Annotated in this window: 16 protein-coding genes, 1 tRNA gene and 1 other RNA gene; 10 read left to right on the top strand and 8 right to left on the bottom strand. The window is 74.1% G+C overall.

What is annotated here, in order from left to right:
* Nucleotides 1–41: 41 nt before the first annotated feature.
* Nucleotides 42–635, bottom strand: coding sequence for an HhH-GPD-type base excision DNA repair protein (locus tag ACFRAC_RS07620; protein WP_382922169.1), 594 nt, complete (start codon nt 633–635; stop codon nt 42–44).
* Between the two features lie 55 nt (nt 636–690).
* Nucleotides 691–1,410, bottom strand: a complete 720-nt coding sequence (locus ACFRAC_RS07615; protein ID WP_382922167.1) for a siderophore-interacting protein — start codon at nt 1,408–1,410, stop codon at nt 691–693.
* Nucleotides 1,411–1,487: 77 nt separating this feature from the next.
* On the opposite strand from ACFRAC_RS07615, the gene ACFRAC_RS07610 reads away from it, so the two are divergent.
* The 8 genes from ACFRAC_RS07610 to ACFRAC_RS07575 all read left to right on the top strand — a co-directional run bounded on the left by ACFRAC_RS07610 (nt 1,488) and on the right by ACFRAC_RS07575 (nt 12,333).
* Nucleotides 1,488–3,596 (top strand): penicillin acylase family protein, encoded by a 2,109-nt coding sequence (locus ACFRAC_RS07610; RefSeq protein ID WP_382922165.1) that lies wholly within the window; start codon nt 1,488–1,490, stop codon nt 3,594–3,596.
* On the top strand, nt 3,589–4,206 hold the full coding sequence (locus tag ACFRAC_RS07605; protein ID WP_382922163.1) for a GNAT family N-acetyltransferase: 618 nt from the start codon (nt 3,589–3,591) through the stop codon (nt 4,204–4,206). The genes ACFRAC_RS07610 and ACFRAC_RS07605 overlap by 8 nt, the downstream gene beginning before the upstream one ends.
* The gene (locus tag ACFRAC_RS07600) at nt 4,203–4,676 is read left to right on the top strand and encodes a cupin domain-containing protein (protein ID WP_382922161.1); all 474 of its coding nucleotides are present in this window, start codon (nt 4,203–4,205) and stop codon (nt 4,674–4,676) included. Before ACFRAC_RS07605 ends, ACFRAC_RS07600 begins: the two co-directional genes overlap by 4 nt.
* Entirely contained in the window at nt 4,673–5,431 is a 759-nt protein-coding gene (locus tag ACFRAC_RS07595; protein WP_382922159.1) for an SDR family NAD(P)-dependent oxidoreductase, read from the top strand. The genes ACFRAC_RS07600 and ACFRAC_RS07595 overlap by 4 nt, the downstream gene beginning before the upstream one ends.
* Nucleotides 5,432–5,494: 63 nt before the next feature.
* Nucleotides 5,495–7,348: a copper resistance CopC/CopD family protein gene (locus ACFRAC_RS07590; protein WP_382922157.1), complete on the top strand. Its 1,854-nt coding sequence runs from the start codon at nt 5,495–5,497 to the stop codon at nt 7,346–7,348.
* A gap of 80 nt (nt 7,349–7,428) precedes the next feature.
* Nucleotides 7,429–8,241, top strand: a complete 813-nt coding sequence (locus tag ACFRAC_RS07585; protein WP_382922155.1) for an Fpg/Nei family DNA glycosylase — start codon at nt 7,429–7,431, stop codon at nt 8,239–8,241.
* Between the two features lie 86 nt (nt 8,242–8,327).
* Nucleotides 8,328–10,808, top strand: coding sequence for a SpoIIE family protein phosphatase (locus ACFRAC_RS07580; protein ID WP_382922153.1), 2,481 nt, complete (start codon nt 8,328–8,330; stop codon nt 10,806–10,808).
* Nucleotides 10,809–11,043: 235 nt separating this feature from the next.
* Entirely contained in the window at nt 11,044–12,333 is a 1,290-nt protein-coding gene (locus tag ACFRAC_RS07575) for a phosphatase PAP2 family protein (RefSeq protein ID WP_382922689.1), read from the top strand.
* 124 nt (nt 12,334–12,457) lie between these two features.
* On the opposite strand, the gene ACFRAC_RS07570 is transcribed toward ACFRAC_RS07575, so the two are convergent.
* The 6 genes from ACFRAC_RS07570 to ACFRAC_RS07545 form a co-directional block, all read right to left on the bottom strand.
* A complete protein-coding gene (locus ACFRAC_RS07570) occupies nt 12,458–13,033 on the bottom strand; it encodes a DUF6529 family protein (RefSeq protein ID WP_382922151.1) in 576 nt (191 codons plus the stop codon).
* Between the two features lie 196 nt (nt 13,034–13,229).
* Complete coding sequence (locus ACFRAC_RS07565; protein WP_382922149.1) at nt 13,230–15,575, bottom strand: helicase C-terminal domain-containing protein; 2,346 nt, start codon at nt 15,573–15,575, stop codon at nt 13,230–13,232.
* A gap of 254 nt (nt 15,576–15,829) precedes the next feature.
* The gene (locus tag ACFRAC_RS07560; protein WP_382922147.1) at nt 15,830–16,255 is read right to left on the bottom strand and encodes a hypothetical protein; all 426 of its coding nucleotides are present in this window, start codon (nt 16,253–16,255) and stop codon (nt 15,830–15,832) included.
* A complete protein-coding gene (locus ACFRAC_RS07555; protein ID WP_382922145.1) occupies nt 16,252–16,530 on the bottom strand; it encodes a CopG family transcriptional regulator in 279 nt (92 codons plus the stop codon). The genes ACFRAC_RS07560 and ACFRAC_RS07555 overlap by 4 nt, the downstream gene beginning before the upstream one ends.
* A gap of 200 nt (nt 16,531–16,730) precedes the next feature.
* The gene (locus ACFRAC_RS07550; RefSeq protein ID WP_382922687.1) at nt 16,731–17,624 is read right to left on the bottom strand and encodes a phosphorothioated DNA-binding restriction endonuclease; all 894 of its coding nucleotides are present in this window, start codon (nt 17,622–17,624) and stop codon (nt 16,731–16,733) included.
* A gap of 334 nt (nt 17,625–17,958) precedes the next feature.
* Nucleotides 17,959–18,046 (bottom strand) — tRNA-Ser (locus ACFRAC_RS07545).
* Nucleotides 18,047–18,119: 73 nt separating this feature from the next.
* Between ACFRAC_RS07545 and ffs the strand changes: the two genes are divergently transcribed.
* Together ffs and ACFRAC_RS07535 are read left to right on the top strand one after the other, a co-directional pair.
* Nucleotides 18,120–18,214: signal recognition particle sRNA small type (gene ffs / locus ACFRAC_RS07540), an RNA gene on the top strand.
* Between the two features lie 51 nt (nt 18,215–18,265).
* Nucleotides 18,266–19,622: DNA polymerase III subunit gamma and tau (locus ACFRAC_RS07535; protein WP_382922143.1), on the top strand; the 1,357-nt coding region annotated here is incomplete at its 3' end.

Here is a 19,622-nt window from a genome sequence, read left to right as displayed (position 1 = left end):
ATCGCGCCCGCGCCAGAACCCCCCGCACGGGCTAGTTGGCGTCAGGCACGGGACGCCTTGGCCGCCTTCGCCGCCGCCTTCATCTCCTGCTTGTGCGCCCGCACCTTGGCCAGTGACTCCGGCCCGGTGATGTCGGCGACGGACCGGAAGGACTCGGTCTCGCCGTAGGCGCCGGCGGCCTCCCGCCACCCCTGCGGCCGCACGCCGAGCTGCTTGCCGAGCAGGGCGAGGAAGATCTGCGCCTTCTGCTTGCCGAACCCGGGCAGCTCCTGGAGCCGGCGCAGCAGTTCACGGCCGTCGTCGACGCCCTTCCAGACGAGCTCGGCCTCGCCGTCGTAGTGCTCCACCAGGTACTGGGACAGCTGCTGGATCCGCTTGGCCATGGAGCCCGGGTAGCGGTGCACGGCCGGCTTCTCGGAGAGCAGGGCCACGAACGCCTCGGGGTCCTGGGCGGCGATGTCGTGCGCGTCGAGGTCGTCCGCGCCGAGCCGGTCCGCGATCGTGCGCGGCCCCTTGAACGCCCACTCCATCGGCACCTGCTGGTCCAGCAACATGCCGACCAGCGCGGCGAGCGGGCTGCGGCCGAGGAGCGCGTCGGCCTCCGGGTCCTGGGCGAGATGCAGGGTGACGTCCATGCCCCGATCATGCCGCGCGGGCCGCCGGGCCGCGCGCGGGGGCGGGGCCGACCGGTCAGGGGCGCCAGTAACCCAGCGCGTTCACACGCTGCTTGGGCAGCCCGAGCTCCTTGCGGACGTACGCGGTCAGGGCGCGGGTCGTCGCCGTGTCGCAGGCGATCCAGACGTACGGGTCCGGGGTGTCCCGGAGCAGTCCGGGCAGGGCCTCCTTCACCGCGGAGACGAGGTCGGCGCCCGCGGCGCGCCTCGGCAGGGCCCGTACGTCGTGGCGGGCCGGGTCCGTGCGGAAGGGCAGGCCGTCGCGCTCGCCCTCGAACCACACGGTGGCAGGCGCCCCGCCGAGCGTGCCGACGAGGGAGTTGAGGGCCGGCAGGGAGGCGGCGTCGGCGACGGCGAAGAGGTGCGAGGGCGCCGGGTCGGGGTCGGTGAAGCCGGTGCCGTGCACGGTCGCCTCAACGGTGTCACCCGGCTCGGCGCCGCGGGCCCAGTCGCCGGCGACGCCCTCGTGCAGGGCGAACTCCAGGCTGAAGGTGCCGGCCGCCGGGTCCGGGTCGACCAGGGTGTAGGCGCGCTGATGCGGCTTGCCCGCGTCGTCGAACCACAGCCGGACCCACATGGTGGGGTGGACGCCGGTCGCCGCGAGCATGCCGCCGTCCGTGAGACGCACCCGGCGGTAGTGGGCGGTGACGTCCTCGGCGCCCGTCACCGTGCACATGAAGTCCTTGGCGCGCAGCAGCTTCAGGACCGCGCCCTCCCAGCCGTGCCCCTGCCCCATGTCCCGCTCCCCGGTCCCGTACTATTCCGGCACTGACGACTTAGGCAAGGCTAACCTTAAATAAGGGAGGGGTGCAGGTGGCCGGCGAGATCTTCCGTGACGCCTGGGGCATTCCGCATCTGCGGGCGGACGGGGTGGACGAACTCGCCCGCACCCAGGGCCGGGTCACCGCCCTCGACCGGGCCTGGCAGCTCGAGGTGGAACGGCACCGGGCGCGCGGCACCTCCGCGTCCTTCCTCGGCGCCGAGTCCCTCTCCTGGGACGTCCTGGTGAGACGCGTCCGCCTCGACGACACGGCCAGACGCTGCTTCGCCGCACTGGAGCGACGGGACCCCGGGACCGCGCGCTGGGTACGGGCGTACGTCGACGGGGTGAACGAGGGGCTCGCCGAAGGCGCCCGCCGGACACCGGAGTTCGCGAGGACCGGGGCGGCCCCCGGGCGCTGGGAGCCCTGGACGCCGTTCGGGATCTGGCTGGGCGTCCACCTGCTGTTCGCGGGCTTCCCCGCCAAGCTCTGGCGCGAGCGGGTCCGGCGGCACCTCGGCGCCGGAGCGGTCGGCCTGTTCGCCACGGACGGCCCGGGCACCTCCGGCAGCAACGGCTGGCTCGTGAGCGGCGAACGCACCCTGACCGGGCAGGCCATCATCGCCGGCGACCCGCACCGCTTCATCGAGGAGCCCGGCGTCTACCAGCAGATCCACCTGTCCTGCCCCGAGTTCGACGTCGTCGGCCTCGCCGTCCCCGGCGTCCCCGGCATCGCCCACTTCGGGCACACCGGCTCCGTCGCCTGGGCCATCACCAACGCCATGGCCGACTACCAGGACCTGTACCGCGAACGGCTGCGGCGGACCGGGGCGGGCGTCGAGGCGCTGGACCCGGACGGCGTGTGGCGGCGCGCCACCCGGCACACCGAGACCGTCGAGGTCGCGGGGGAGGACCCGGTCGAGGTCGAGGTGATCGAGACCGCCCGGGGACCGGTGATCGTCGGCGGCCCGGAGGGGCTGCCCGACGGGACCACGGACCCGGCCGGTGACGCGGAGGACCCGCCCCTCGCCCTCGCCCTGCGCCACCCGCCCCGCGTCACCGGCGACCTCGGCTTCGGCGCCCTCCTTCCCCTGCTGCGGGCCCGCGGGGTCGCCGACGTCGACCGCGCCCTCGACGCGTGGACGGAACCCGTCAACGTGGTCCAGGCCGCCGACACCGAGGGCGGCCTGCTGCACCGCGTCGCCGGCAAGGTGCCCGTGCGCTCCACGGCCAACCGCCTCCACCCGGTGCCCGCCTGGGAACCCGGACACGAGTGGCGGGGCTGGCACGAGACACCCCGCGGCGGCCTCACCGACGGCGTCGCCGCCATGGCCAACCAGCGCGGCCTCGCCACGCCCCTCGGCGTCGAGTTCGCCGCGCCCCACCGCGCCGACCGCATCACGGCCCTGCTGGCGGAGAAGGAGCACTGGTCGGCCGCCGACATGCCGGCGATCCACATGGACACCCAGCTGGCTTCGGCGGCCCCCCTCCTGTACCTCCTGGCCGGCCTCGGCCCCCTCGGCCCCGCCGCCGAGCGCGTCCGCCGCACACTCCTCGACTGGGACCGCCGGATGGACGCGGACAGCGCGGACGCCGCCCTCTACGCCCGGGTCCGCGGGGCCGTCGTCCGCCGGCTCGCCGCGCACCCCGCCTTCGCCGCGCTGACCGTCCCGCCCGCCTACCCCGACGTCCTGCTCCCCTGGCTGGCCCTGCTCCCCCGCGTCGCCTTCGCTCTCGAACACCTGCTGCGCGCCGACGACCTGTACGGCGTCGACCGCGCCGAGCTGGTGCGGGCGGCCGTCGAGGAGGTCGCCGAGGACGCCGCCGCGACCGCGCCCACGTGGGGCGACACCCACTGGCTCGCCCCCTGGCGGGCCCTGCCCGACCCGGCGTCCGGGGAACCCGGCCTGTCCGGCGACCACGACTGCGTGCTGTGCACGTCCGCCGTGCCCGGACTCACCGACCTGAGCGCGCGCGGCCCCGCCGCTCGCTACGTCTGGGACCTGGCCGACCGCGAGGCCGGCCGCTGGGTCGTCCCGCTGGGGGCGTCCGGTGTCCCCGGCTCGCCCCACCACCGCGACCAGCTCCCGCTGTGGCTGCGCGGAGAGCTGGTCCCGGTCGTCACCGACTTCACCGCGTTCGAGAAGGAGACCGATGTCTGACCGGCCCACCGCCGCCCCCCTCCACGAGCAGACCGTCGGCGGCTTCGGCACCGTCACCGTCCGCCCCCTCGACCCGCACGCCGACGCCGCGACCGTGCACACCTGGGCGAGCGAGGAACGCGCCGTCTTCTGGGGCATGAACGGCCTGACACGGGACCAGGTGGCCGGCATCTACGCCCACATGGCCACCCTCGACACCCACCACGCCTTCCTCATGGAGCGCGACGGCGACCCGGTCGCGCTGCTCCAGACCTACGAGCCCGGCGCCGACCGGGTCGGCGAGTGCTACGACGTCCGGCCCGGCGACATCGGCCTGCACCTGCTGCTCGCCCCCGCCGGTCCGGGCGGCGAGCGGCCCGGCTGGACCTCCGCGCTGCTCACTGTCGTCGCGGCGTACCTCTTCCGCACCCCGGGCCGCTCGCGGGTGGTCGTCGACCCTGACGTGCGCAACGAGAAGGCCGTGGCCCGCTTCCTCAAGCAGGGCTTCACCGCCGGACCGGCCGTCGTGCTGCCCGAGGTGGACCTGCCGGACGTGTACCTCCCGCGCAAGGAGGCCCAACTCGCCTTCCTCACCCGGGAGGTAGCCCGGGAGGTAGCTTGTGGGGAATGACGCCCGAGGAACTCGTCGCGCACTACCGCCTGGAGCCGATCCCGCGTGAGGGCGGGCTGTTCCGCCGTACCTGGGCCGGACCCGAACGGCCCGACGGGCGGCCGCAGGGCACCGCGATCGTCGCCCTGCTCACCGCGGACGACTACTCGGCCCTGCACCGCCTGCCGTCCGACGAGGTCTGGCACTTCTACCTCGGGGACCCCCTGGAGATGCTGCTCCTCGCCCCCGACGGCACGTCCCGCACCGCCGTCCTGGGCCACGGCGTGGCGCGCGGCCAGCACCTCCAGCTCACCGTGCCGGCCGGCACCTGGATGGGGGCCCGGGTGGCGGCCGAGGGCTCCTGGGCCTTCTTCGGCTGCACCATGGCCCCCGGCTTCACCTACGCGGACTACGAGCACGGCGACCTGGCGGACCTCACGGCGCGCTATCCCCACGAGGCCGCCCGGATCGCGGAACTGTGCCGTCCATGAGCCGACTCCTCGACGGACAGGTCGCCCTCGTGACGGGCGCCGGCGGCGGCATCGGACAGGGCATCGCGGCCCGGTTCGCCGAGGAGGGCGCGGCGGTCGCCCTGCACTGCCGCACCGCGCGGGAGGCGGCGGACCGGCTCGCCGGGCGTGTCCGGGAGGCGGGCGGCCGGGCCGTCGTCCTGACGGCCGACCTGACGGACGAGGACGCGTGCCGGCGGCTGGTCGCCGAGGCCGCCGAATGGGGCGGCGGCCTGACCGCCCTCGTGAACAACGCGGGCGTGCAGCCCACCCGGGACCTGCCGGCGATGACCGCGGCCGACTGGCGGGCGGTGGTGGACACCAACCTGTCCGGCGTCTTCGCCTGCACCCGGGCCGCGGCGGAGGTCATGGGGCCCGGCGGCGGTTCGGTCACCCACGTCGCCTCCGTCGAGGCGACCCGCCCGGCCCCGCTGCACGCCCACTACGGCGCCTCGAAGGCGGCGGTGGTGGCCCACGCCCGCACGGCCGCCCAGGAGTACGGCCCGCACGGCGTCCGTGTCAACACGGTCTCGCCCGGCCTCGTGCATCGGGAGGGCCTGGAGGAGGCGTGGCCGGACGGGGTGGCACGATGGCGGGCGGCGGCGCCCCTGGGACGGCTCGGGCGGCCGCGGGACGTGGGGGACGCCTGCGTGTTCCTGGCCTCGGACCTGGCGTCCTGGATCACCGGGCACGACCTCGTGGTGGACGGCGGGGTGACCGCGCGGCCCGGCTGGTGAGCACGGAGCCCGCCGCGTCCGTATGTACCCGGAGGCGATGCGGACCGAAGACGGAGATGCGGCGTGAGGTGTGCGGACGGACGACCGGGACGCCGGGGGCTGCGGCGGCTGCTCCTGCTGGGCCCGCTGCTGGTCCTGCTCCTCCTCGGCGGCACGGGGCCCGCGTCCGCGCACGCCGCGCTGCGCGGCAGCGACCCCGACGACGGCGCCGTCCTGAAGTCGGCACCCCGGCGACTCACCCTGACCTTCACCGAGTCCGTCGCCCTGCTCGACGACTCCTTCCGCGTCCTCGACCCGGAGGGCCGCCGGCTGCGCACGGGTGAGCCGGGGCACGGCCCGGACGGCGCCGACACCGCCCAGGTGACCCTCCCCGCCGGGCTGGCGCAGGGCACCTACACGGTGGCCTGGCGGGTGGTGTCGGCCGACAGCCACCCGGTGTCCGGCGCGTTCACCTTCTCCGTCGGCAAGGCCACCGTCACCACGGCCGCGGCCGTGGTCACCGGCCCCACCGAGGACCCGGTGACCAAGGCCCTGCACACCATCGCCCGCTACCTCGCCTACCTCTCCGTCGCCCTGCTCATCGGCACCGCCGCCTTCGTCGCGATCTGCCGTCCGCCCCACGTCCCGGTCCACGACCGGCTGTTGCGGACGTCCTGGTGGACGCTCCTCGCGGCCACGCTCGTCCTGCTGGTGCTGCGCGCCCCGTACGAGACGGGCGAGGGCCCGCTCGGGGCGTTCGACGCCGACGCCGCGGGCCGCACCCTCACCGGCCGGCCCGGCATCGTCCTGCTGACCCGGCTGGCCCTCCTCCTGGCCGTCGGCGCCTACCTGCTGCGCGTGTCCCGCCGGCGCCGGCGGTACGGCTGGACCGGCGCCGCCCTCGCGGCCGGTCTCGCGGCGACCTGGGCGGCCGGGGAGCACGCCTCCGCCGGCCTCCAGGTGCCGGTGGCCATGACCTCCTCGGCGCTGCACCTGCTCGCCACGGCCGTCTGGCTGGGCGGTCTGGCGGCCCTGCTCGGCGCCCTTTACCGGGCCGCCCTGTCCGCGGAGGCGGTGCGCCGCTTCTCCCGCGTGGCGTTCGCGTCCGTCACCGTCCTCGTCGTGACCGGCGTCTACCAGTCCTGGCGCGGCCTCGGCGGCTGGGACGCGCTCACCGACACCACGTACGGCAGGCTCCTGGCCATCAAGCTGATGGCGGTCGTCGTGCTCCTCGCCGCGGCGGCCGTGTCCCGCCGCTGGACGGCCCTGCAGACGGCGCCCGCCGTGGCGGAGCCGTCCGGTGACGGACCCGCCGACCGGGCGGAGGCGCCGGCCCCCGCCGCGGCGGCCGTGCGCACGAAGGTGGCGGCGGCCGTGGGCGGACCGCCGGCCGGTGCACCGCCCTCCCCGCCGCAGCCGACCGGCTCGCACCCCTCCGCCGCGGAGGAGCCCGATCCCGCGCACCGCCGGGCGCTGCGCCGCTCCGTGCTCACCGAGGTCGCCGTCGGCGCGGCCGTGCTGGCCGTCACCACGCTCCTGACCAGCACACTTCCGGGCCGGGCCGAGGCGGAGGCGGCCACCGCGGCGCCCGCGGTCGTCGGCGCCTCCGTCACCGACGTGCCCTTCGACGTCGGTACGCCCGGCGGACGCGGCACGGCACAGATCACCATCGACCCCGCCCGCGTCGGCGACAACTCGATCGAGGCGGTCGTCTACGGCCCCGACGGCGGCATCTCCGCCGTCCCCGAACTGCGCATCACCTTCACCCACCCCGGCCAGGACATCGGCCCGCTCGACGCCGGGCTCACCGACAAGGGCGGCTACTGGGGCAACAGCTTCCTCAACCTGCCCGTCGCCGGGACCTGGGAGATGAGGGTGACCGTGCGCACCTCGGACGTGGACCAGATCACCGAGACGCGGACGGTGACCGTCCACTAGGCACGGCCCGAAGGTGAGAGGCCACAGGAAACGGGCACACCGTAAGAAGTACGGCATCCAGCCGAGGAAGGCCGTTCGTCATGCCCGAACTGCCGGACGTCGAGGGTTTCCGGGGCGTGCTCCGGGCCTGCGCGCAGGACCGGACCGTGCGCCGGATCGAGGTGCGCGACCCCGGCGTGCTGCACGGTGTGAGCGCGCGGCGGCTGAGCGAGGCGCTGGAGGGGCGGCGGATCACCCGGGCCGAGCGGCACGGCAAGTGGCTGCTCGCCCGCACCGGCGGCCCCACCCTGGCCCTGCACTTCGGCATGACCGGCTCCCTCGTGTGCGCCGGGCCGGACGACCCGGTGGCCCCCCACGACCGCGTGCTGTTCACCCTGTCCGGCGACCGGAGCCTCCGCTACCGCGACCAGCGCAAGCTCCGGGGCCTGTGGCTCGCCGAGGACGACTCCGCCGTCGCACGCCTGCTGGCCCGGCAGGGCCCCGACGCGCTGGACGTGGACCGCGAGCGGTTCGAGGAGGCCCTGCGCGGGCGCCGGGGCGCCGTCAAGGGCGTGCTGCTCGACCAGTCCGCGGTGGCCGGTCTCGGCAACCTGCTGGCCGACGAGATCCTGTGGCGGGCCCGGCTGAGCCCCGCCCGCCCGGCGAGCGACCTGACCGACGCCGACCGCCGGGGTCTCTACCGCCAGATGCGGCGCACCCTGCGCTCCGCGGTCCCCACCGGACGGGTCCCGCCGCGCCCCTCCTGGCTGACGGGCCGCCGGGACACCCCCGACCCGCACTGCCCGCGCTGCCACGCCCCGCTGCGCCGGGCCCGCGTGGCCGGCCGGACGACCGTGTGGTGCCCCGGCTGCCAGACCGCCGCTCCCGGCGCCACCACGGGAGCGCGCCGATGACGAGGCACAGCGCGCCGAGGGCGGCGGAGCGCGGGGCGGCGAGGTGCGGGCCGGCCGCGATCCCTCCGAGAGCGAGATGAGCGATCATGCACGAGCCCGCCGCCGGCGCCCGGGCCACGGCCGACCTCGACGACCTGGTCGGCGCGGACCTCACCGCCCGGGTCACCGTCGACGAACACGGCACCGTCACCGGCTGGAACGCGGGCGCCGAGCGGCTCCTCGGGCACCCGGCCCGCGAGGTCGTGGGCCGTCCGGCGGCCGGTCTGCTGGCCGAGCCGCCGAGCGGGTGGGACCTGCCCCCGTTCCCCCGGCTGCGGCGCTGGCACGGCACGGTCGGCCTCCGGCACCGTGACGGCCGCACGCTCGCCGTCAAGGTCCTGGCGCACCACCGGACCCGGGAGAACGGGCGGCGCGAGTGGTTCTGCGTCTGCGCCCTGACCGCCCGCCAGCCACCGCCCGAGCGGCGCGACGAGCCGTTCGTGAGCTGGAGCTTCGCCCAGTCCCCCTGCTGCGCCACGGCCCTGTACGACACCCGGCTGCGGCTGCGCCGGGCCAACCGGGCCATGGAACGGGCCGTCGCCCTCACCGAGGCCGACATGCTGGGGCTGCGCGTCGAGGAGATCGTGGACGGACCGGCCGGCCGGCGCGCGGAGGAGAGCATGGCCCGGGCGCTGCGCACCGGGGAGGCCCAGGCCGACGAGGACTTCCTGCCCGCCGCGGACGAGACCCGGGCAGACGCCTGGTCGCTGCTGATGTCCCCGCTGCGGGACGCCGCCGGAACCGTCCGGGGCGTCTGCCTCACCGCCCACGACATGACCGCACAGCACTGGGCCCGCAAGCGGCTCCAGCTGATCGCCGAGGCGGGCCGGCGCATCGGCACCACCCTCGACGTGATGCGCACCGCCCAGGAACTGGCCGACGTCGCCGTCCCCGAGCTGGCCGACTTCGCCTCCGTCGACCTGCTGACCGCCGTCGACGACCCGCCGGACACGTCCCGGCGCGGCGGCCCGCCGCCCGGCCCGCTCGAACTGCTCCGGGCCGCCCACCAGTCGGTGACCCCGGGCGTACCGGAGGCGGTCCCCGCCCTGGGCGCCCTGGACCGGTACACCGAGGGCTCCGCACAGGTCGAGACGCTGCGCTCCGGCCGGTCCTCGGTGTACGAGATGACCCGTCCGGCGATCACCGCGCTCGTGGCGCACGACCCGGTCCGGGCCGCCCGTGTCCGGGAGTTCGGCATCCACTCGGTGATGACGGTGCCGCTGACGGCGCGCGGCACCACCCTGGGTGTCGCCCTCCTCGCCCGCCACCGGCACCCCGAGATCTTCCAGCAGGACGATGTGGTGCTGGCCGAGGAACTGGCGGCCCGGGCGGCCGTCTGCATGGACAACGCCCGCCGCTACGCCCGCGAACGCGACCGGTCGGTCGCCCTGCAGCGCAGCCTGCTGCCGCAGCGGCTGCCGGAGCAGGCGGCGGTGGAGGTCGCCACCCGCTACCTCCCGGCGGGCGCGCACACCGGGGTCGGCGGCGACTGGTTCGACGTGATCCCGCTGTCCGGGGCGCGGGTGGCCCTGGTCGTCGGGGACGTCGTCGGGCACGGCATCCACGCCTCCGCCACCATGGGCCGGTTGCGGACGGCGGTGCGCACCCTCGCCGACATCGACCTGGCCCCGGACGAACTGCTCACCCACCTCGACGACCTGGTCTCCCGGCTGTCCACCGAACGGGAGGGCGGCCGCACGCGCGAGCGCTGCCCCGAGTGCGAGGGAGAGGTCGGCGCGACCTGCCTGTACGCCGTGTACGACCCGATCTCCCGGCACTGTTCCCTGGCCCGCGCCGGGCATCCGTCGCCGGTGGTGGTCGCTCCCGGAGGCGCCGCCGAGCGTGTCGACCTGCCGCCCGGACCACCGCTGGGCGTGGGCGGCCTGCCCTTCGAGGGCGCCGAGATCGAGCTGCCCGAGGGCAGCCTTCTCGCCCTCTACACCGACGGCCTGATCACACCCGGCGGCCGGTCCTCTCCCGGGGACGCGGAGGCGGGCGTCAGCCGGCTGAGCCGTCTGCTGACCGGCGCCGAACCCACCCTGGACGCCCTGTGCGACCGGATCCTCACCGACCTGCTGCCGCCCAGGCCGCCCGACGACGTCGCCCTGCTCGTCGCCCGCACGCGCGCGCTGGACGCCTCCCAGGTCGCCACGTGGCAGGTTCCCTCCACCCCGTCCGCCGTGGCCCAGACCCGCAAGGACACGCTCGCCCAGCTCGACGCGTGGGGCCTGGAGGACGCCGCGTTCGTCACGGAACTGGTCGTCAGCGAACTGGTCACCAACGCCATCCGGCACGCCCAGCCGCCCGTCCAGCTGCGCCTGATCCATCTGGCCCACGAGGACTCCCTCATCTGCGAGGTGTCCGACGGAGGCAGCACGGTGCCCCACCTGCGCCGGGCCCGCACCTACGACGAGGGCGGCCGGGGGCTGCTGCTGGTGGCACAGCTCACCCGGCGCTGGGGCACCCGTCAGGCCGCCAAGGGCAAGACGATCTGGGCGGAACAGCCGCTGGAGGCCGTCCAGCCATGACCGCTGACGCGGCGCCTTCGGGTGACTTCGGGCAGCGGGCGGCAACGTGCCGGCCGTCTTTCGCGTCTTCGTCGGCGGGGGGTTCGCGCAGCGCAATAATCCCCCTTGCCCCGCTCCGATACCATGCTCGAACTTACGAACGAGTGCTGACGACCGCCCCTTTACACATCGGCCGAGACCATTGATATCCGAGACATCGCAGACGTTCGCGCGAACAGGCAGCCGGCAGCGGGCGCTGGTGTGGTCCGCCGTGGGCGTGGTCGCCCTCGGCTTCCTGATCGCCCTGGAGGTGGCCGCCCGCCACTACGGTGAGCCGGGCCCCCTCACCAACCAGGTCCGCGAGATCGCGTTCCCGCCGAAATCCGGCTTCCTGCTGTACGCCGGCATGGGCCTGATGATGGTCGTCCTCACCCGGCGGGAACGCCTCGTCGCGGCCGGCGCCGCCCTCGGCATCGACCTCGTGGTCCTCGCCGTGCGCTGGGCCACCGGCACACTGCCGGCCCTCGGTGAGGGGCACCCCTTCGGCAACGGCGCGCTCTGCGTCGTCCTGGGCTGCGCGGTCGTCGCCGTCACCCGCCGCACCGGCGCCGAACGCCTCCTGCTCCTCAAGGGCGTCGGACTGGCCCTGCTCCTGGTGGCCGGCCGCAAGACCGGCGACACCTGGCTGCTGATCACGTCGAAGACCCAGCCGCAGGTCCTCGACCAGTACGTGGCCACCGCCGACAAGGCGCTCGGCAACCCCTCCTGGGTCGTCGGCCGACTCGTCGACGCCACCGGGCCGGTCGGCGCCCAAGTGCTCGACTACGTCTACGTCCAGCTCGCGGTCGCGGCGGTCCTCGTCGCGCTCTACCAGCTGCGCCATGTGGCGGCCGAGCGCCGTTTCCCGAGCCACCACCTGGTGCGCACGTTCCTCGTGATCGGCCTGCTCGGCCCCGGCATCTACATGATCTTCCCCGTGGTCGGCCCGGTCTTCGCCTACGGCGCGGACGGCGGCCACTGGGCGACGGCCGACATCTGGCCCGGGACGGCACCGGCGCTCGCCGCCCCGCTTCCGATGCCGTTCGACGGGATCACCCCGCGCAACTGCATGCCCAGCCTGCACACGGCATGGGCCACCGCGATCTTCGTCCACTCCCGCCAGGGACCGCGCCTTCTGCGCTACGCGGGCACGTTCTGGCTGGTCGCCACCCTCGGCGCGACCCTCGGCTTCGGCTACCACTACGGCGTCGACCTCGTGGCCGGAGTGGTCTTCACCCTCACCATCGAGGGGGCCCTGCGCGCGATGTCCCGCGGCTGGGACCGGGCGGGCGCCCGCCTGGTCGTCCACGGCGCCCTGGTGTTCACCGCCCTGCTGTTGTCGTACCGCTTCCTGCCGCTGGAGATGGCACGCCACCCCTGGCTGTACGGCCCGCTCGTGCTCGCGGCGATGGGCTCGGTGATCTACGGCTACCTCCGGACGACCCGCACCTGGGACCCGAAGCCCACCCCGGCCCTGCGTCCGGAACCGCAGCCCGGGATGGCCTGACACGACGGCCACGGCAACGGCCCGGAGCGCTCGCCGTCGCTGTGGCCGGCCGCCGCTGAAGGCGGACGGCAAGAAGATCACCGAGAAGCCTTCGTCCCGGGACGGCGGCTGCTGACCGCCGGCGTCACGTCAGCCCCGGCGCCCGGAACCCGTTGAGCTGCCACAGCGCGGCGGTGTACCAGAGCAGGGCGATCGCGCAGAAGAGCAGGCCGCCGACGAGCGGCAGCGTCCATCCCGGGAACCGGTGGCTGCGCACCACGACGACCTTCGCGGCGAACGCGCCGTACAGGACGCAGCCGGTGATGGAGTGGATCGCCACCCGCGGCGACGTCAGCTCGACGCCGTAGGCGCTCAGGCACTGGTAGGCGATGGGCACCGAGAGCAGGAAGGCGAGCAGTCCGGTCACCCGGTGGACGGTGGACACCGCGCGCGGGGCCGGTCTCGACCCGGGCAGCAGGCCGTACATCCGGGCGGCGAGCAGGAGCTGGACGAGCGCGAGCCCCAGGAGGGCGGTCCCCAGCCGGGCCTTGAGCTCCATGGCGTCGTCGTACCGGGCCCCGAACAGGCTGCTCTCCGGATCGGGCGTCAGGCCCCGCCCCACGAACCAGACGCCGAGGCCCACGGCCACGGGGATCAGCAGCAGGGCCGCGGCACGCCCCGTGCCCGCCGCGCCGCGGGAAGGGCCGGGTTGCTGTTCCACGAGGGCTCCGTACGCAGGCGACGACCGAAACCCTCACCATGACGCGGGCCCCGCCCGCCGCCCCGCCGACGACCCCGCCAGCCCACCGGGAATCACCCGATGGACGGCCCGCGTGTGACCGACGCCACCCCGGACACAGGGGCGCCCGGACAACGTCGAAGGGCCCCACCGCGAGACCAGAACCGGGACCACGCGGCTACTCGGGCATGACGCCGTGAATGCGGGAGAGGGTGAAAACACGCTCGTCGCTGCGCAGGTGGCACCAGGCGTACAGGTAGGGCGGGTCGAGATCGAGCTCGCTGAGGGTCCGTATGGTGCGGCTGCCCGAGGCGGCGACGTAATCGATGGTGACCGGCCGGCCTTCGTCGACGGCGTGGGCCAGCTGACGAACGTCGGCGAGGGACAGCTGACGGGCGTACCCGGCGACGACTTCCTCGGTGTCGCTGTCGAACGGGACGCCGTTGCCCGGGTCGGGCTGCGGCGAGGCCGGTGGCGCGGTCTTCAGCCGGGTGGCCAGGGCACGCAGGTCGGCCGTCGCCGGAGCCTTCTCCGGCCGACCGTCGGTCTTTCGGCGGCGGGAGGTGCCGCCGGACGGACGCGGGGACGGAACCGGGGCGACGGCACGGCGGCGCCGCGCCTTCTCTACTCGCACCGCCCCGTCGGCGGTCTCGGCGACTGGGGCGTAGCCCGCGGTCCGGAGCGCGGCGAGGGTCTTCTCGAGCGAGGTCCGGCTTGTCAGGACAGTCGGCGCCAGGTGCCGCAGGCCGAGTTGGGTGAGCCCTCGGTGGGCGGCCAGCTCGGCCAGGAGCGCGGGCTCTTCGCTGTGGAGCACGCAGGCCGCGGGGGCGATGCGCACCCGGCCGTGACCGCGCGCGGTGTCGTGGATCAGGTAGGTCAGTGGCTGGGGGAGAGCCTCCACGGCGACGGCGGCCAGGTCGGCTTCGACGGCATCGGCAGTCCGGCCGGCGTCCAGGGCCCGACGGACGCTGCCGGGGCTGAACCGCCACACCGACGCCGTGCCGCCGGTTTCGCGGTCGGCGACCGAGTCCAGCAGCGTGGTGAGACGGGCGGCCGGCGTGCCGGTGACGACGGCCGTGAGGTCGGCGCCGAAGCGCGCGGTCGCGGTGGCGGCGGGAAGCAGCCGTCGGCAGGCGGCGGCCAGTGTCTCGGCGCTGTCGTCCGGCCGGGCGGACAGCAGAGCGGTCCCGATGGGGGACAGAGCGCCCCGCGCGAGAACGCCGAGCAGTTCCGCCTCGCGGATCACGGTGGCGAACGGCGTGGAGTCCTGAGGCAGCTGATCGGCGAGTGGTCGGTGCCACGCGACAAGCGGGCCCAGGTCCGCGTGATTCTTCACGCCCTGCCCCACCGGTAGCCGTGCCGCGGCGGTGAGGAGACCCTCCCGGGCCTGCAGACAACCGTCGCAGGGAGGTCTTCCGGCAAGCACGGGAAAAGACTTGCCGTCCTCGTCGCGGGCCTGACCGGGGGTGAGGTGCATGGCCCGCCACGCCTGGAGAAGCAACGCGAACTGTTCGGCCGGTTCCTGCTGCGCCCAGGCGTCGTAGCCTTCTGTCGCCGGAACCCTGTCGCCATCCCGGGCCAACAGCCCCGCCGCGTACGCAGTTTCGAGCACGATGCGCACCACGACGTCGTCACAGCGTGCCGCCTTGCCGACCCGGGAGAGTTCCCGTGCTCCGATCCCGCCGCTCTTCAGCCGGGCCGGCGGTGAGGCGGCGCACACCGTGAGAACCGAGGCGGCATGAGCACCGAACGCCATGGCCGCGGCCATGGCCTCGCGGTCCACCGCTGCCGGGGTGACGGGCAGGACGGGCACGTCGGGCGGGGCGGGCTCGAACGGAGCACGCCACCCGGGCCCGCGCAGTGCGAGCGCCACCTCGGCCGGCATGCGAGCCGGTCCGTACCCGCGACGGTCCTGGACCAGCAGTCCCCGCTCCAGCGCCCATCGCGCACCCGGCTCCGAGTCGATTCCCGGAACCCCGAACGCAATGAACTCAGACCGCTGCGGCGCGGTCCTCGCCCGGCGCTCGCACAGCTTGCGGGTGGCCACCGGAGCCTTTGCCACGAGTTCGGTGATCCGCTCCCGGTCACTGTGGTGTTCCACCAGGTCCGCCAGCCGCTGTTGCTTCGTGCCACCGGACTTGACCCCCAACGACACCAACATGCGGCGCAGTTCGTCGGAGGTGGTGTCCTCGAGCAGCTGCCGCAGCGGCGCGTCCAGTCCCAGCGGAGCCTCCCACGCCTGCCGCAGCGGCGCCACCACGCGCAGCAGTCCCGCACCGTCCGGCCAGACCAGCGCGTGATCGGCCAGCGACCCAAGGGCCGCATCCAGCCCGCGAGCTCGCTCCCCGTCCACCGCTCCCAACAGTTCCGCCAAGGCATCGCGGGTCGTGGGCGCCAGCGCCGCGAGCGCCTCGGCGACCTGCAGGTCCGGGAGCGGGAGCCGGGGCAGCACCTGTGCCACCGCCCCCGGCCGCTGAAGGCGGTCCGCCAGTTCACCGACCGACCTCGGCTCCGGAGGGGACACGGCATCAGGCCTTGTCGTAAGGACCCTCTCCAGCCGCTCTGCGTCAAGGCTGAGCAGCCAGGCGGCCAGTGTTGATCCGCTGGGCTTACTGATGGGGAACACCTCGCCGTCGAAGAGCACGATGGGTCCGCGAGGGAACCCGCACACACAGGATTCAAGGATGGCGTACGGGCAACGCCGGTGAGGTCACACGAAAGGGTGCTGCATGCACACCGCGGCGATGCCGGCCGACCTCGGCGGGTGTCCGCCGCGGGTCACACCTTCCTGACGACGACCGACTCCGGGACCAGACGCTCCAGGTCCTCCACGTCCGAGGTGAAGACGGTGACCTGCCCCTTCTGCTGTCGGGCGACGATGGCCAGGACCGCGTCGATGGCGTACTTGTGTCCGTGCAGCTTCGCGTCGGCCAGGAGCCGACGGGCCTGACGTGCCTCGTCCTTCCCGATCTCGGGAACCTTGAGGCGCGAGAGCACCCAGTCCCAGCGCTGCTCGGTGGTTCTGCCGTCGTATGCCTCGACCAGCGTCATCGGAGAGGTGACCACCTCGGCCTCGCCCCGCGCCGCGAGGTCCAGCCAGGCGATCATCTTCCGGTCACCCCGTACGGCGAGGGAGAGCGCTTCGCAGTCGAGCACGAAGACGCGCAGCCGCGACTGCCCGTGCTCACCCGCCCGCTTCTTCACGCGACGTCTCCGGCGTTGCGCTTGGCCGTGGTGTGGCGGCGCTCGTGCTCGGCGTCGAGGTCCGCCAGCGCCTCCAACGCCTCCGCGCGTTCGTCATCGGTGACCGGACCGTGTTCCTCCTGCAGCCAGTCCACGAACTCCCGCAGCCGGTCCCGGTCACGCTTGAAGCGCAGTGCCTCGGTGACGTACGCCGACAGGCCCCGCTCAGCTGCCTCCGCGCGGATCTCGTCAAGGAGATCCTCGGGGATGGTCACCGTCACTTTCCTGGTCGCCATACAAGCCACCATACTCCCGGTGCCGAATCCCTTACTGTGCTGCGGCTGCGGCTGCGGCTGCGGCTGCGGCTGCGGCAGGCTGCCGTACGACGTGCGCGCGTGGGCCGACCCATGACGCCCTGGGCTGGGGCTGAGAGGGCTGTCGACGGTCAGCTCATTCACTGCATGACCACTGACGAGGGCTGGAGCGGAGTCGGCGGTCAGGCGGCTGTGGCGGGCCGTGGGCTGCCGTGGAACACCTGCCTCGCGTGCCAGTCGCGATGGGCCGGCGCGATGGGGCGGATGCCCGGCTGTGGGCCGACGAGCGGACGGCCCGCGAGCGCTATGACGTGTTCGAGGGCGGCAGGGCTGTGGCCGACGAACCGTTGTGAGACCAGGATGCGGTGGCCGTCCCCGATACCGAGGACGCCCTTGTCGAAGAGCTTGTGGTGCAGCGAACAGAGACACAGTCCGTTGTCGACGTCGTCGGGGCCGCCGAACGCCCACCACCGCACATGCGCCGCCTCCAGCCCGACCGGGACGGGGCCGATCCGGCCGTCATAGCCGCAGAAGGCGCACCGGTACTCGTAGGCCGTCAGCACCAGCTCCCGCATCCGCGGGTCCCGGCGCCTCCGCACGGCCGAAACCTCGGCGGTCTCGGCCTGCTCCAGCTCCAGACCGACGGCTTCGCACAGCTCGTCGTGGAGTGAGGCGGGGAAGTTCAGGTCGAGCAGTACCCGCGCCATCCGGCCGAGCAGTGAGGGCTCACGCCGCAGCGCCGCCAGCAGCTCGGGCGCCAGGCGTCCTGCCGCTCCCGCGGCCCGCAGCTCTCGTACCCCGCTTCCGGGGCTGCCCGGTCCGCGATCGGTACGCACCTCCCACACCCCGTCACTGACCAGATGATGGAACGGGTAGGCGGGCGTCGTCTTGTTGGGCGGCCCGTACTCGGACAGCAGCCGCTGCAGGTCCTCTTCCACGGCGCTGTACCGCAGCTCGTCGTCGGCGTCCCGCTGGAACCGGCCGAGAGCGTACAGAAACAGCAGAGGCTTGTGTGGGGCGCGAGTCCCGCTCCTGGTCCACTGTCTCAGCGTCGCGGTGCGCTCCAGCCAGTCCATGCCGGCGATCGTAGTGGCGCCCTCGGACACCGTCCGGAAACACCTGACCTGGCTGATGACGCCGCGTGCGATCGTCATGGCGTGACCTGGTCCCGCTGGTCGCGGTGGTACGGCATCCTCACCTGCGCCAAGACCGACCGGGGCACCCGCCGGAACGGCGCTACCTGCATGTGACGAGAACCATATTCCGCAGGTGCGCGCAGCAAGTCGGAGACGCGCTCTGGGAGCCCCTGAGCGCGGCCGGAAAATCCAACTGAGACGGAAACTGAGACGGACAACGTCGAAGGGCCCCACCTTGCGGTGGGGCCCTTCGACATCGTGCCCGGTGAGGCACTGGCGGAGGATACGAGATTCGAACTCGTGAGGGGTTGCCCCCAACACGCTTTCCAAGCGTGCGCCCTAGGCCTCTAGGCGAATCCTCCGCCGGAAACATTACATGACCGAGAGGAGTGCTCGCGAACTCGTTCCGTCCCGCTGACATCGGGTACTCTCTGGGAAGCCCCTCACGCGGCGCTATCTGACTGAACTCCCCCAGGGCCGGAAGGCAGCAAGGGTAAGTTGGCTCTGGCGGGTGCGTGGGGGGCGTTCTCGTGCTCCGGGGGCGGGACCCGTTGTCAGCGGGCGCCTATAACCTCGTAGGCGTGTCGTCTCTCGCGCTGTACCGCCGCTATCGCCCGGAGTCGTTCGCCGAGGTCATCGGGCAGGAGCATGTCACCGACCCGTTGCAGCAGGCGCTGCGGAACAACCGGGTCAATCACGCGTACCTGTTCAGCGGCCCGCGCGGATGCGGCAAGACGACCAGTGCCCGGATCCTCGCCCGCTGTCTGAACTGCGAGCAGGGCCCCACCCCGACCCCCTGCGGCACGTGCCAGTCCTGCCAGGACCTCGCCCGCAACGGCCCGGGCTCCATCGACGTCATCGAGATCGACGCGGCCTCGCACGGTGGTGTGGACGACGCCCGTGAGCTGCGCGAGAAGGCCTTCTTCGGACCGGCCGCCAGCCGCTACAAGATCTACATCATCGACGAGGCCCACATGGTCACGTCGGCCGGCTTCAACGCCCTGCTGAAGGTCGTCGAGGAGCCGCCGGAGCACCTGAAGTTCATCTTCGCGACGACCGAGCCCGAGAAGGTCATCGGGACCATCCGCTCGCGGACCCACCACTACCCGTTCCGGCTCGTCCCGCCGGGCACCCTGCGGGAGTACCTCGGCGACGTCTGCCGCCGGGAGGACATCCCCGTCGAGGAGGGTGTTCTTCCGCTCGTCGTCCGCGCCGGCCAGGGGTCCGTACGTGACTCCATGTCCGTGATGGACCAGCTCCTCGCCGGGGCCCGGGAGGAGGGTGTGACGTATGCCATGGCCACCTCCCTCCTCGGGTACACCGACGGATCGCTGCTCGACTCCGTCGTGGAGGCCTTCGCGACCGGTGACGGCGCGGCCGCCTTCGAGGTCGTGGACCGTGTCATCGAGGGCGGCAACGACCCGCGGCGGTTCGTCGCCGACCTCCTGGAGCGGCTGCGGGACCTCGTGATCCTGGCCGCCGTGCCCGACGCCGCCGACAAGGGGCTCATCGACGCCCCGGCCGACGTCCTGGAGCGGATGCAGGCCCAGGCCGGCACCTTCGGCGCCGCCGAGCTCAGCCGCGCCGCCGACCTGGTCAACGAGGGGCTGACCGAGATGCGCGGCGCCACCTCGCCCCGGCTCCAGCTCGAGCTGATCTGCGCGCGCGTGCTGCTGCCCGCCACCTACGGCGACCAGCGGTCCGTCATGGCCCGGCTCGACCGGCTGGAGCGGGGCGTCGGCTTCTCCGCTGGCGCCGCCGCCCCCGCGACGGGATACGTCCCCGGCCCCGAGGCCCACGCCGCCCCCGCGCCCCCGCAGGCCGCCCCTCCGGTGCCGCCCGGCGGGGGGCTCGCCGCCGCCCGTGCCGCCGTACGGCCGGCCGGCGCCCCCGCCCCGGAGGCGCCGGCCGCGGAGAGCGCGCCCGCCGCCGCGGCTC

It is taken from the genome of Streptomyces sp. NPDC056628, assembly GCF_042792555.1.
GTDB lineage: Bacteria > Actinomycetota > Actinomycetes > Streptomycetales > Streptomycetaceae > Streptomyces.
Note: the sequence above shows the minus strand (reverse complement) of the source record. Positions and strands in the feature narration are given on the sequence as shown.

Coding starts and splice junctions, on each gene's coding strand:
- ACFRAC_RS07620 (WP_382922169.1), bottom strand. CDS start 635: ATGGACGTCACCCTGCATCTCGCCCAGGACCCGGAGGCCGACGCGCTC.
- ACFRAC_RS07615 (WP_382922167.1), bottom strand. CDS start 1,410: ATGGGGCAGGGGCACGGCTGGGAGGGCGCGGTCCTGAAGCTGCTGCGC.
- ACFRAC_RS07605 (WP_382922163.1), top strand. CDS start 3,589: ATGTCTGACCGGCCCACCGCCGCCCCCCTCCACGAGCAGACCGTCGGC.
- ACFRAC_RS07600 (WP_382922161.1), top strand. CDS start 4,203: ATGACGCCCGAGGAACTCGTCGCGCACTACCGCCTGGAGCCGATCCCG.
- ACFRAC_RS07595 (WP_382922159.1), top strand. CDS start 4,673: ATGAGCCGACTCCTCGACGGACAGGTCGCCCTCGTGACGGGCGCCGGC.
- ACFRAC_RS07585 (WP_382922155.1), top strand. CDS start 7,429: ATGCCCGAACTGCCGGACGTCGAGGGTTTCCGGGGCGTGCTCCGGGCC.
- ACFRAC_RS07580 (WP_382922153.1), top strand. CDS start 8,328: ATGCACGAGCCCGCCGCCGGCGCCCGGGCCACGGCCGACCTCGACGAC.
- ACFRAC_RS07555 (WP_382922145.1), bottom strand. CDS start 16,530: ATGGCGACCAGGAAAGTGACGGTGACCATCCCCGAGGATCTCCTTGAC.
- ACFRAC_RS07550 (WP_382922687.1), bottom strand. CDS start 17,624: ATGGACTGGCTGGAGCGCACCGCGACGCTGAGACAGTGGACCAGGAGC.